Genomic DNA, 12,181 nt, shown 5'->3' on the forward strand with positions numbered 1-12,181 from the left:
GCCCATATGCTAGCGGATTACGGGTAATCAGCGCTTGCTCAGCTCACGGTAAAGTTCGGGACGGCGGTCGGCAAGGTACGTATTCCCCGCCTTGGCGGCAGCCAGCTGCGCGTGTTCCAGGGTCGCGACAATCAGGCCGGGCTCGTGTTGCGCGAGGGCTATTTGCTGGCCATTGGGCGCGGCGATACTGCTTTGCCCACAATAATGAATGTCACCTTCATTTGCGCAGTAGTTGGCATAGGCCACGTAGCACTGGTTCTCAAAGGCCCGGCTGCGCACGGTGACGTCGGCGATGAAGTCGTAAGGCGTCATATTGGCGGTGGGCACCACGATCAGCTCGGCACCGGCCAAGGCCAGTCGGCGGGCGTTTTCCGGGAACTCGAGGTCGTAGCAGATCAGCAAACCGAGCTTCCAGCCATTGAGCTCAACCACAGGAAATGCATCGGGCCCGGGCGTGAACATGGTGCGATCGAGTTCACCGAACAGATGGGTCTTGCGGTAATTGAGCAGGCGCTGGCCCCTGGCGTCGATCAATTGAGCACTGTTATAGATGCGCCCGTCTTCGCCGCGCTCGGGGTAGCCATAGACGATGGCCATGTTGCAGGTCTTGGCCAGCTCGGCAATCTGCTGTGCGGCATCGCCATCCTGGGGCTGCGCACGCTCGGCCACGGCCCGGGCTCCGATGTTGTAGCCGCTGAGGAACATTTCCGGGAGCACCAGCAGATCGACGTCACGTACCTGCAGCGCCCATGCTTTCAAGCGTTGCAGGTTACCGGCCACATCCAGTGGCAAGGGCGGGCATTGATAAAGTGCAACGCGCATGGGGAGCTTCCTGTGGTTAGCCGAGCCTGTAGACGGAGTCCGGGGTCAATCCGGCAGCGCGATGGGGCCGATTTCATGGAACACATCGCCAGGCCCCGGGTTGTCGGCAGGCGTCTTGCCGCCGAAGTGATTCATGATGCCCCACACGGCGTTCAATGAGGTTTGCACCGCGCCTTCAACCCAGGCCGGTGTCCATGACACATCATCGCCGGCAATGAAGATCCCGCGTTGCTCGCTGGGCAGATCCTGCTGCATGAAGTGCGCATACATCCGCTGGTTGTAACGGTAGTGACCCGGCAGTGCGCCTTTAAAAGCACCGAGGAAATGCGGGTCGGACTCCCAGGAAATAGTGATCGGATCGCCGATGATGCGGCTGGCGATGTCGACTTTGGGGTAGATTTTCTTCAGCGAATCGAGTGCCAGCTTGACGCGCTTTTCGACCGGGTGAGGGAGCATTTTCAATGCATCACTCATCCACGAGTACGACAGGCAAATCACACCCGGTTTGTCGTCGCCGTTATCGAACAGATACGTACCACGGGTCAGGCGGTCGGTGAGGGTCATGCTCATCAGGTCGCGGCCGGTCTCGGGATCTTTGTCCTTCCAGAACGGGCGGTCGACCATGACAAAGGTTTTGGAGGACTGCATGTAGCGCGTGCGGTCCAGCGCCATCCACACTTTTTGCGAGAACAGCGACTCTTCGCACTCGATCTGCGTCGTCAGCAACCAGCTTTGGCAGGTGACCAGTACGGCTTCGTAAGGGCGTGTGACACCCAGGTTATCGGTCACCGAAAATTGCCCGTCCGGTGCGCGGCAAATACTTTTGACCCCGGTGCGAGGTGCGCCGTGGTGCAGCGAGCTGAGGCTGGTCCCGGCTGGCCAGTGAGCGCAACGCTCAGGGACATGGCGCCAGATGCCCAGCGGCACTTGTTCGACACCGCCCACGATCAGATGCTGATGATCATCGCAGTTGGTCATCACCACGCGGAAAATCTCGAGCATCGAATTGGGGAAGTCCGAGTCCCAGCCGCCGGTGCCAAATCCAACCTGCCCAAACACTTCACGGTGCTGGAACGAAAGCTTGGCGAAGGCTTTGGAGGTGGCTACGAAGTCATAGAACGTGCGGTCGTCCCACAGCGGAACGAGGGTGTTCCACAGTTCTTTCAGGCGCGGTACGTCGCGATCGCGGATCGCCTGTTGAATATCGCCAAAGCGCGAGCCTGCTTCCAGGGCATCGGCCCAGGCGTCGGCCACTTCCTGAAACAGCGCTGGCAAGTCCGACAGTTTTTGAGCGTAGAACGTCTGACCTTCCAGATCGATCACGGTGCTGCCCGAAGCGGGCGTCAGCGGATTGGGAAAGGGGCTGGTCTCGAGGCCCAGTTTGTCGACGTAGTGGTAAAACGCTGTCGAGGACACCGGAAAACGCATGCCGCCCAACTCGGCGATCACCCCTTCAGTGCCTTCAAAGGCCTGGGAGCGCAGGCGTCCGCCCATTTTCGAGGCTTCATACACCACGGGCTTGAGGCCCAGCTTCATCAGCTCATAAGCCGCTACCATCCCGGCCATCCCGGCCCCGACAATCGCCACTTCAGCGCCATGTTTGCCCGTGGGGATACTGCCCAGGCCTGACGGATGCTCGATCCAGTCATCGAAGGCAAACGGAAAATCCGGGCCAAAGATGGTGATGGGTTTTTTACCGTCGACGGGGTGGCGATTATTCTTGTTCATGGCTGACCTTGCTGGTGACCCGCGCTGTAAGGCTGAGTATAGGAAAAGGCAGGCACCATGATAGGGAGCATGGAAGACGGTAATAAGACACAAACTGCCGTCGTTGTGACTTTATTTTAGTCAATATGACGAATATGGATTACATAATGTTCTATCTGGCGGACATAACGGCTTATCCGCGATCGACTTTGCTACTGAGGATGATAGACGTCGTGGTTTTCTCCACCCCTTCCACGCTACCGATCTGGTCGAGTAACTGATCCAGCTGCTCAGGGGACTCGCTGCGCAGCCAGGCCACGTAATCGAACTCGCCACTGACCGCACACAACTGCTGCACCTGAGCCATTGCACTCAAGCGACGCACCACATCCTTACCGGAGCGCGGCTGCACCGTAATCCCCACATAAGCCTGCAGGCCGCCATCAATCAGACGCTGCCCCAAACGCACCCCGTACCCGGTGATCACCTTGGTCTTCTCCAGCCGTGCCAGCCGAGACGTCACGGTGGTACGCGCAATCCCCAACTGACGCGCAAGCATCGCCACACTTTCACGGGCATTGAGCTGCAAGGCCGCAATCAATTGACGGTCTATTTCATCCAGAGCGGGCGGGCGAGTATCAAGCAAGAGAAGCTCCAATGGCATGAACGGGCAGGGCGATCATGGTACATGGCTTGGCTGCAGAGGTTGAAACCTCAAATCGCACAAACAAAAAAGCCGCGCAGTGCGCGGCTTTCAAGATGGTGGGCCCAGTAGGACTCGAACCTACGACCAAGGGATTATGAGTCCCCTGCTCTAACCAACTGAGCTATAGGCCCTCAGTAGGCCGCGGATTATAACGATGCTTTCTCGGTAGTGCTATCCGAAAAGTCTGAAATAGGCGGGTGAAGGGCTATAGCTGAGAAATCTGCGGCGGATGAGGGCGGGCGCGGGGAAGGTTTTTCGGTCAGAAAGCAAAACCCCCGGCAGGGCCGGGGGTTTTGGGATCACTCGTCGAGGAATGAGCGTAGATGCTCGCTTCTCGTCGGGTGGCGCAGCTTGCGCAACGCTTTGGCTTCGATCTGACGAATCCGCTCACGGGTAACGTCGAACTGCTTACCAACCTCCTCAAGGGTGTGGTCGGTATTCATGTCGATACCGAAACGCATGCGCAGTACCTTGGCTTCACGTGCAGTGAGGCCGCCGAGTACATCGCGTGTCGCTTCTTTAAGGCTCTCAACGGTGGCAACATCGATTGGCGACTGCATGGTCGAGTCTTCGATGAAGTCGCCCAGATGGGAGTCTTCGTCATCACCGATCGGGGTTTCCATGGAGATCGGCTCTTTAGCGATCTTCAATACCTTACGGATTTTATCCTCAGGCATTTCCATGCGTTCGCCCAGCTCTTCCGGGGTCGGTTCACGGCCCATTTCCTGCAACATCTGGCGGGAAATACGGTTGAGCTTGTTGATCGTCTCGATCATGTGCACCGGAATACGGATGGTGCGGGCCTGGTCGGCGATCGAGCGAGTGATCGCCTGACGGATCCACCAGGTGGCATAAGTCGAGAATTTGTAGCCGCGGCGGTATTCAAACTTGTCTACCGCTTTCATCAAGCCGATGTTGCCTTCCTGGATCAGGTCGAGGAACTGCAAGCCACGGTTGGTGTACTTCTTGGCGATGGAGATCACCAGGCGCAAGTTGGCTTCAACCATCTCTTTCTTCGCGCGGCGGGCCTTGGCCTCACCGATCGACATGCGACGGTTGATGTCCTTGATCTCGGCAACCTTCAAGCCGGTTTCAGCTTCCAGAGCCGACAGCTTTTGCTGGCAACGGATGATGTCCGGTTGCAGGCGACCAATGGCTTCAGCGTATTTGCTTTTGCCTTTGGCCAGCGCGTCGCTCCAGCTTTCGTCGACTTCGTTGCCCGGGAACAGGCGCAGGAAATCGGTACGCGGCATGCGTGCATCACGTACACACAGCTGCATGATGGCGCGCTCTTGTGCACGCAGACGCTCCAGGGCGCTGCGAACACGTTCAACCAGGCCTTCGAATTGCTTCGGAACCAGTTTGATCGGCATGAACAGCTCAGCCAGTGCAACCAGCTCGGCAATTGCCTGCTTGCTGTCACGACCGTGCTTTTTCAGGGCCTTGCGAGCGGCTTCCATCTGGTCGGAGACGGCGCCAAAGCGCTGTGCCGCGATGATCGGGTCGGGGCCGCTTTCGACCTCTTCCTCTTCATCGGTGGAGTCGTCCTTCTCTTCCTCTTCGTCGTCGCCTTCGGCGGCTTTGGCCGTCTTGGGGTCGACAGGAGGCGGAACCTCGGCGGCGGGCGGTGCAATGCCGTCGTCTGGGTCGATATAACCGCTCAGAACGTCGGACAGGCGACCACCTTCGGTGGTGACACGAGTGTACTCGGAGAGAATATGGTCAACCGTGCCAGGGAAGTGCGCAATTGCGCCCATCACTTCGCGGATGCCTTCTTCGATACGCTTGGCGATTTCGATTTCGCCTTCACGTGTCAGCAGTTCTACCGTGCCCATTTCACGCATATACATGCGCACTGGGTCGGTAGTACGACCAATGTCGGTCTCTACTGCCGCCAACGCGGCAGCTGCTTCTTCAGCAGCTGCTTCATCGGTGTCAGCATCGGCCAGCATAAGGGCGTCCGCATCCGGAGCACTCTCGTGTACGGGGATCCCCATGTCATTAATCATGCGGATGATGTCTTCCACTTGCTCCGGATCTGAAATATCTTCGGGCAGGTGGTCGTTGACCTCTGCGTAAGTCAGATACTTCTGCTCACGGCCGAGGGTGATCAACTCTTTGATACGAGACTGCTGTTGCGCTTTTCCGGACATAACACCCTATCCACTGAAGGTCTTGGCGGGCAAAAAACAAGCCGAGGATTATACCTTAGCTATGACCTCACGCGCCAGTTGAGGTCGGGTTCGATGCAGGATTATTACGACCCAAGAGGTCGAGTAGCTGTTTCTTTTCCTCGGTACTAAGCTCGCCTTGACGTGCTTTTCGAAGAAGTTGCTCTAGATTTCGCTCACGTTGGCGAGCTGACAAGCTAGTTATGGTGTCGAAAAACTGTTGTTCAAGGTTGTCGGCATCAATTAGCCATTCCTTTTCCAGCAGTCTTTGCAGCAAGCGACCCTGTTCAGTGCCGTGCCAGCGGGACAGCAACTGGATAGAGCTTAGCTTAGGATTTTTCTGTACGGCCTCGACCAGAGCGATCAATAGTTGATTGTTAGTCTGGTCTTCTGCGGCAAAGTGCCCGGCGTCTTCAACTTTCTTGGCCAGCTGCGGATGATGCAGCAACGTGCGCAGTGCGGTCAGCGTGGGCGGTTCAACCCCTACCGGGATCCAGGCCTGTTCGCGCTCGCCTGTGCGCTTGCCTTTTTTGTCCCACGGTTTGTTTTCCCATTTTTTGCCGCCGGCGCCGGGTTTCTTCGGCGTCCACTCTTGCTGCGGGAGGTAGGAGTCCGGTTGCTGGAAGTCGCTGTAATCGGGCATGGCATCATAGTCAATGCCGGGGTCGTACGTGGGTTGGGCCTGGGTCTTTGCGGGCGCATTCTGCGCCAGCTGGCTCACGGCCTCGCTGTTGAGTCCGGTGATTTCGCTGAGGCGCTGACGCATCAAGGTCCGCAGGTTGGCGCCCGGGACTTTGTCGATCAGCGGGGCCGCCAGCGTGGCCATGTGGGCTTTGCCCTCCAGGGAGCGCGGATCGGCTTCTTCGGTCAATTGCTGGAAGAAGTAATCGGCCAGCGGTTGTGCGTGCTGGTTGATGCGTGCCTTGAAAGCGTCAGTGCCTTCGGAGCGGATCAGGGTATCCGGGTCTTCACCTTCGGGCAGGAACAGAAAGCGTGCGCGGCGACCGTCCTGCAAGCAGGGCAGGGTGGCTTCGAGTGCGCGCCAGGCGGCATTGCGGCCTGCCTGGTCGCCATCAAAGCAGAATAAAACGCTGGGTACCACGCGAAACAGGCGCTTCATGTGTTCTTCGCTGGTTGCGGTACCCAGTGTTGCGACGGCGTTGCGCAGGCCTTGCTGGGCGAGCGCGATAACGTCCATGTAGCCTTCGACCACGATGATTTCATCGAGGCTGCGATTGAATTTGCGGGCCTCGAACAGCCCGTACAGTTCCTGGCCTTTGTGGAACACCGGTGTTTCCGGGGAGTTCAGGTACTTGGGTTTGTCGTCCCCCAGAACTCGTCCGCCAAAGGCAATGATGCGGCCACGGCTGTCGCGGATTGGAAACATGACGCGATCGCGGAAGCGGTCATAGCGTTTTCCTGTCTCGGCGTTTTCAACCAGCAGGCCGGCATCGATCATGGCTTTTTGCTGCAGGGTATCGTTGCTCAAGTGCTTGAACAGATTGTCCCAGCCGGGCGGAGCAAAGCCGAGGCCGAAGTCGCGGGCTATTTCGCCGGTGAGGCCTCGGCCTTTCAAGTAGTCCACAGCGGCTTTGCGTGCCGGATGGCTTTTCAAGGCCTGGCGATAAAAGTCAGCTGCGGCGGTCAGAAGGGGGTAGAGCGGAGAGTCGGTCGGTTGCCGTGGTTTATGTGGGCGTCCGCTTTCTTCCCGGGGTATTTCCATGCCTGCGGCTTTGGCCAGTTCTTCGACGGCCTGGGGGAAATCCAGGTTGTCGTGGTCCATGATGAAGCCGAGGGCATTGCCGCCAGCGCCGCAGCCAAAGCAGTAGTAGAACTGTTTGTCCGGGCTGACGCTGAAGGAGGGGGTTTTTTCTTTGTGGAAGGGGCAGCAGGCGGTGTAGTTCTTGCCGGCTTTCTTCATTTGCACGCGCGAGCTGACGACATCGACGATATCGGTACGGTTCAGAAGGTCGTCAATAAAGCTCTGGGGGATTAACCCGGCCATGGCGTTCTCGTCATCACTGCGCAGAAATTAACCCGTATAAAGGGCGTGGTCATCAAGGCGTGCAGGCGAAGGCTCTGCTCGATCGTGGGACGTCAGCTCAATCATTTAGGGGAAGTGTAACTGTCGAAACTCCGCTGACTCATTTTTAATCAGGGTGAATGGGGTTCGATAGGTGTTGCGCTCTGAGTCCGGCATTGACCAATGGCTGGCCTCGGATAGCTCATAAGCAGACACTGGAGAGGTGTCTTGGGCTGATCGTCTTTGGGAAAATCAGAGAAGTGTGCTCGTCGGTAGCCTTGGAAGGCTCGTCAGTAAAGACGTGCACCGCTGGCTATTAGACCAGGTCTGACGTGATATAGCGTTTTGTCGCGGTCGCATCTGCGGCCTTGACGGTAAAGCTTGTAACGTGTTGCAACTGCCTACGGCCCGGCTTTAGGCCGGGCTTGGCAGAAGCTTGCTACGAACGTCTGTGTATTAGTACAGACGAACGGCGCGGCGCTGCTCGCGCTGAACTTTCTTCGCGTGACGCTTAACAGCGGCTGCTGCTTTACGCTTACGCTCAGAAGTCGGCTTCTCGTAAAATTCGCGGCTGCGAACTTCAGCCAGTACACCGGCTTTTTCGCAGGAGCGCTTGAAACGACGCAGAGCTACGTCGAAGGGTTCGTTCTCTTTTACTTTGACGGCTGGCATCCAGAGCTACCTTCATTCATTACCGGGGTCAACGTCTCAAGGCAAAATCGCGTTGGAAGACGTCGGTTTTTAAGGGTTGCGGATGTTAACCCCTCATCGCCCGGAATGCAAAGCCTCTGATCGAAAACCGCTGGCCGGGCGCGGAAGTGGCGACTATTATGCGCGCCTTCGAATTTAGCCTCTACAAGGCGTAAACCCATGCTAGTACTGGGATTAGAAACCTCTTGCGACGAAACCGGCGTCGCGCTGTACGACAGTGAGCGCGGGCTTTTGGCCGATGCACTGTTCAGTCAGATCGACCTGCACCGCGCTTATGGCGGTGTGGTGCCGGAGCTCGCCTCGCGGGATCACGTCAAGCGCATGCTGCCGTTGATTCGTCAGGTGTTGGCCGAGGCCGACTGTGTGCCTACCGAGATCGACGCGATTGCCTACACCGCCGGGCCTGGATTGGTCGGAGCCCTGCTGGTTGGGGCTTCTTGCGCTCAGGCGCTGGCGTTTGCCTGGGGCATTCCGGCCCTTGGCGTGCATCACATGGAAGGGCACTTGTTGGCCCCGATGCTCGAAGAGCAGCCACCGGAATTTCCGTTCGTCGCTTTGTTGGTATCGGGAGGTCATACGCAGCTGGTTCGCGTTGATGGCATCGGCCAATACGAATTGTTGGGCGAGACCCTGGACGATGCTGCCGGGGAAGCCTTCGACAAGACGGCGAAGATGATGGGGCTCAATTATCCGGGTGGCCCGGAGATCGCGCGGCTGGCGGCTCAGGGCGTTGCTGGGCGGTTCGTGTTCCCTCGGCCCATGACGGATCGTCCGGGGCTGGAGTTCAGCTTCAGCGGCCTCAAGACCTTTGCCCTGAATACATGGCAGCGCTGCGTAGCGGCGGGGGACGATACCGAGCAGACCCGTTGTGATATTTCTCTGGCGTTCCAGCAAGCGGTGGTTGAAACACTGACCATCAAGTGCAAGCGGGCGCTGAAGCACGCTGGCATGAAGCGGCTGGTGATTGCCGGTGGCGTTAGCGCCAACAAGGCTTTGCGCGTTTCGCTCGAGAAAATGCTGGGCGACATGAATGGCAATGTTTACTACGCTCGTCCAGAGTTCTGCACGGACAATGGCGCGATGATCGCCTTTGCCGGCTGTCAGCGTTTGCAGGCTGGCCAGCACGAAAGTCTGGCAATCTGTGTGCAGGCGCGCTGGCCGATGGAGCAGTTAAAACCCTTGTGAGGGTGTGCGTGAGCGGGGTTTGAGCGGGTGCGTGAGTTCTGTTCACCCGGATAATTCAGAAATGCCGTTCGCGCCCGGCCACCAGGTCGCGTAAATTGCTGCGATGTCGCCAGACGATCAATGCCGTCAAGGCGCACATCGGTAGCAAGGCGGCCGATTCTTGCCAGGCCAGTAGTGGCAGGGTCAGGGGTGTGGCAATCAGGGCCGCCAGCGAGCTGGTACGGCTTAGCTGGAAGGTCAGCAGCCAGGCAGCAACGGCCAGCAGTGCGGCGGGCGGGTAAAGCCCCAGCAGCATGCCGGCAGCCGTGGCGACGCCTTTCCCGCCCTTGAAGCGGAAGTACACCGGGTACATGTGTCCGATCACGGCGCAGATGCCGATCCAGGCTTGTTGCTGGAGCGGGAGACCGATCTGGTTGGCCAGTAATACGGGCAGCAGGCCTTTGCAGAAGTCGCCGAACAGAGTCAGGATGGCGAGCTTTTTACCAGCCAGACGCAACATGTTGGTCGCGCCAGCATTGCCTGATCCACTCATTCGCGGGTCGGGATTTCCCGTCACACGGCTGAGCAAAATGGCGAAGGACAGAGAGCCGAGCAGGTAGGCGAGGATCGCCAGTAACCAAAACATGCTAACTATTCCGGGCGAGGATGCCCCTGATTCTAACGGCGCATTGCGCCCTTGTCGTGCTGCGGAGAAAAGTGCTTGGACAGAGTGTTTATCGAAGGCCTGGAAGTCGACACTGTCATTGGTGCCTATGACTGGGAGCGTGGCATCCGTCAGTGCCTGCGGCTGGATTTGAGTTTTGCGTGGGATAACCGTCCTGCTGCTGCGGGCGATGATCTGACCCTGGCACTGGATTACGCGAGTGTTTCGTCGCGAATTCAGGCTTTTGCCGAAGAGGCGCAATTCCAACTGGTTGAAACCTTCGCCGAGCGTCTGGCCGAGGTCTTGATGAGTGAATTCAATATTCCCTGGTTGCACCTCAAGCTGACCAAGCCCGGCGCGGTTGCGGCGGCCACAGGCGTGGGCGTGGAGATAGAGCGCGGATGTCGCTGACTCGGATTTTTCTCGGGCTGGGCAGCAATGTCGAGCGTGAAAAGCATTTGGATGCCGGTCTCGAAGCGCTGGCCGTTTTCTTGCGGGACATGCAGTGTTCACCGGTGTTCGAAAGTCAGCCGGTAGGGATCAAAAGCGGGCCTTTTTTCAACTTGGTGGTGTCTGCTAAAACGGATTTGCCACTGGCCGAACTAAGCCGACGTTTGAAACTGATCGAGGCTGATAACGGTCGTTATGCGCAAGATCGTAAAGGATTGCCTTTGGATATCGACGTGTTGTTCTACGGCGATCTGGAGGGCAATTTTGATGGACTGATCCTGCCGCGTGCCGAGATCCTCAAAAATGCATTCGTGCTCTGGCCGTTGTCATTGATGGCTGCGGACAAAGTCCATCCGGGCACAGGCGAAACCCTGGCCCGGATGTGGGCGGATGCGCAGATTGACCAAGTGCTCGCCCCAGTGGCATTTGAGTGGCGAGGCGTGCAATTAACGCCGGAGCGCATGCTTATTGGTTAACCCGTTGCCGCTGCCGGCTCTTGAAGGTCCCTCGGACCTTCCTTCGGCAGCGTCTACAGAGGTTGCCTCGCGTTCTTGTAGGCCTGCAGTGCCTTGAGGCGTTCGTGTTTCAGGGCTTCGCCGAGCTGCGGGCCTTTGAAACCTTGCTCCAGCAAGGGTTGCACGGCCACCGCCTGGGCCGCCAAGGCTGCGCCGCGTAAGTAATCGGCTTGCGGATACGGTCGATTTTCCAGCCCCTGACGTCCTTTGGCGTCCATTTCGCACGCGACGATAAACTCCTCAAAACGCTGTGGCCGACGGTACACATCAAAGCGCTGCAGCAATTCCAGCAGGGTCGAGGCCTTAAGCTCCAGGGCACGATGGCCGTGGGTGTGATATTCACCCACCAGCAGTGCCAACTCCTGACAATCACGGGGCACTTTGTAGCGGTCGTTCACTGCTTTGATCAGACGCAAACCCTTGTGCTCGTGGGCAATGTGTCGTGGCCACTCGCTCGTGGGTGTCAGCCCCTTCCCAAGATCATGCAGCAGGCACGCCCAGCGTACCGTCAGCGGCTGCTCATGCAGTGCAGATTGCTCCAGTACGCTCAGGGTATGCAGGCCGGTATCGATTTCCGGATGGTGAGCGGGAGGTTGCGGCACCCCGAACAGGGCGTTGACCTCAGGCAGTAACACTTCAAGTGCATCACAGCTGCGCAGTGCCTCAATAAACACGTGAGGATGCTTTTCCATCAGTGCGCGAGATATCTCTTTCCAGCAGCGTTCCGGCGTCAGGGCTTGCAGCTCGCCGGATCTGGCCAGTTGACGCATGAGTTCCAGTGTCTGGGGGGCGATGCTGAAGCCGAGCCCGGCATAGCGAGCGGCAAATCGGGCTACACGCAAGACTCTGAGAGGATCTTCGGCGAATGCGGGAGAAACATGACGCAAAATCCGCGCTTCGAGATCGCGCTGGCCATCATAGGGGTCGGTGATATTACCTTCGTCGTCTTCTGCCATCGCATTGATGGTCAAGTCGCGGCGGATCAGGTCTTCTTCAAGGGTGACGTCGGGGCTCGCATGAAACACAAAGCCGCCATAACCGCGGCCACTTTTGCGCTCGGTGCGTGCCAGTGCATATTCTTCGCCGGTTTTTGGGTGAAGAAATACCGGGAAGTCAGAGCCCACAGGGCGATACCCTTTGGCGAGCATCTGTTCGGCTGTAGCGCCAACCACCACCCGGTCGATATCGGTGACGGGGATGCCCAGAAGGCGATCACGTACAGCGCCGCCCACTTTATAAATCTTCATA

11 protein-coding genes and 1 tRNA gene are annotated in these 12,181 nt (G+C 58.1%); 3 read left to right on the forward strand and 9 right to left on the reverse strand.

Annotated features, from left to right (window positions below):
* Positions 1–27: 27 nt before the first annotated feature.
* The 7 genes from AWM69_RS14055 to rpsU form a co-directional block, all read right to left on the reverse strand.
* Positions 28–822, reverse strand: coding sequence for a carbon-nitrogen hydrolase family protein (locus AWM69_RS14055; RefSeq protein WP_218727237.1), 795 nt, complete (start codon positions 820–822; stop codon positions 28–30).
* A 45-nt stretch (positions 823–867) separates the two neighbouring features.
* Positions 868–2,550, reverse strand: a complete 1,683-nt coding sequence (locus AWM69_RS14060) for an NAD(P)/FAD-dependent oxidoreductase (protein ID WP_218727239.1) — start codon at positions 2,548–2,550, stop codon at positions 868–870.
* 172 nt (positions 2,551–2,722) lie between these two features.
* Positions 2,723–3,175, reverse strand: a complete 453-nt coding sequence (locus tag AWM69_RS14065) for an Lrp/AsnC family transcriptional regulator (RefSeq protein ID WP_048381678.1) — start codon at positions 3,173–3,175, stop codon at positions 2,723–2,725.
* Between the two features lie 114 nt (positions 3,176–3,289).
* Positions 3,290–3,366: transfer RNA gene (locus AWM69_RS14070), tRNA-Ile, on the reverse strand.
* Between the two features lie 168 nt (positions 3,367–3,534).
* Positions 3,535–5,388: an RNA polymerase sigma factor RpoD gene (gene rpoD / locus AWM69_RS14075; protein ID WP_048380775.1), complete on the reverse strand. Its 1,854-nt coding sequence runs from the start codon at positions 5,386–5,388 to the stop codon at positions 3,535–3,537.
* A 67-nt stretch (positions 5,389–5,455) separates the two neighbouring features.
* Complete coding sequence (gene dnaG, locus AWM69_RS14080) at positions 5,456–7,411, reverse strand: DNA primase (protein WP_218727241.1); 1,956 nt, start codon at positions 7,409–7,411, stop codon at positions 5,456–5,458.
* Between the two features lie 474 nt (positions 7,412–7,885).
* Positions 7,886–8,101 (reverse strand): 30S ribosomal protein S21, encoded by a 216-nt coding sequence (gene rpsU / locus AWM69_RS14085; protein ID WP_002551877.1) that lies wholly within the window; start codon positions 8,099–8,101, stop codon positions 7,886–7,888.
* 198 nt (positions 8,102–8,299) lie between these two features.
* On the opposite strand from rpsU, the gene tsaD reads away from it, so the two are divergent.
* Positions 8,300–9,325 (forward strand): tRNA (adenosine(37)-N6)-threonylcarbamoyltransferase complex transferase subunit TsaD, encoded by a 1,026-nt coding sequence (tsaD, locus tag AWM69_RS14090; RefSeq protein ID WP_218727243.1) that lies wholly within the window; start codon positions 8,300–8,302, stop codon positions 9,323–9,325.
* Between the two features lie 55 nt (positions 9,326–9,380).
* On the opposite strand, the gene plsY is transcribed toward tsaD, so the two are convergent.
* The gene (gene plsY / locus AWM69_RS14095) at positions 9,381–9,950 is read right to left on the reverse strand and encodes a glycerol-3-phosphate 1-O-acyltransferase PlsY (protein WP_048380769.1); all 570 of its coding nucleotides are present in this window, start codon (positions 9,948–9,950) and stop codon (positions 9,381–9,383) included.
* 75 nt (positions 9,951–10,025) lie between these two features.
* Between plsY and folB the strand changes: the two genes are divergently transcribed.
* Together folB and folK are read left to right on the forward strand one after the other, a co-directional pair.
* The gene (gene folB, locus AWM69_RS14100) at positions 10,026–10,379 is read left to right on the forward strand and encodes a dihydroneopterin aldolase (protein ID WP_131653329.1); all 354 of its coding nucleotides are present in this window, start codon (positions 10,026–10,028) and stop codon (positions 10,377–10,379) included.
* Positions 10,370–10,894, forward strand: coding sequence for a 2-amino-4-hydroxy-6-hydroxymethyldihydropteridine diphosphokinase (gene folK / locus AWM69_RS14105; protein WP_131653328.1), 525 nt, complete (start codon positions 10,370–10,372; stop codon positions 10,892–10,894). The genes folB and folK overlap by 10 nt, the downstream gene beginning before the upstream one ends.
* A 53-nt stretch (positions 10,895–10,947) precedes the next feature.
* Here the strand turns inward: folK and AWM69_RS14110 are convergent, their stop codons facing one another.
* Positions 10,948–12,180, reverse strand: a complete 1,233-nt coding sequence (locus AWM69_RS14110) for a multifunctional CCA addition/repair protein (RefSeq protein ID WP_218727244.1) — start codon at positions 12,178–12,180, stop codon at positions 10,948–10,950.
* Position 12,181: the final 1 nt, after the last annotated feature.

Origin of the sequence: Pseudomonas sp. D1HM, from assembly GCF_019266105.1 — a bacterium.
Classification (GTDB): Bacteria; Pseudomonadota; Gammaproteobacteria; order Pseudomonadales; family Pseudomonadaceae; genus Aquipseudomonas; species Aquipseudomonas taetrolens.

Bases quoted from the DNA above. Each gene is read 5' to 3' on its own strand.
- AWM69_RS14060 (WP_218727239.1), bottom strand. From the start codon at position 2,550: ATGAACAAGAATAATCGCCACCCCGTCGACGGTAAAAAACCCATCACC.
- tsaD (WP_218727243.1), top strand. From the start codon at position 8,300: ATGCTAGTACTGGGATTAGAAACCTCTTGCGACGAAACCGGCGTCGCG.
- AWM69_RS14110 (WP_218727244.1), bottom strand. From the start codon at position 12,180: ATGAAGATTTATAAAGTGGGCGGCGCTGTACGTGATCGCCTTCTGGGC.
- dnaG (WP_218727241.1), bottom strand. From the start codon at position 7,411: ATGGCCGGGTTAATCCCCCAGAGCTTTATTGACGACCTTCTGAACCGT.
- rpoD (WP_048380775.1), bottom strand. From the start codon at position 5,388: ATGTCCGGAAAAGCGCAACAGCAGTCTCGTATCAAAGAGTTGATCACC.
- plsY (WP_048380769.1), bottom strand. From the start codon at position 9,950: ATGTTTTGGTTACTGGCGATCCTCGCCTACCTGCTCGGCTCTCTGTCC.
- AWM69_RS14055 (WP_218727237.1), bottom strand. From the start codon at position 822: ATGCGCGTTGCACTTTATCAATGCCCGCCCTTGCCACTGGATGTGGCC.
- rpsU (WP_002551877.1), bottom strand. From the start codon at position 8,101: ATGCCAGCCGTCAAAGTAAAAGAGAACGAACCCTTCGACGTAGCTCTG.
- folK (WP_131653328.1), top strand. From the start codon at position 10,370: ATGTCGCTGACTCGGATTTTTCTCGGGCTGGGCAGCAATGTCGAGCGT.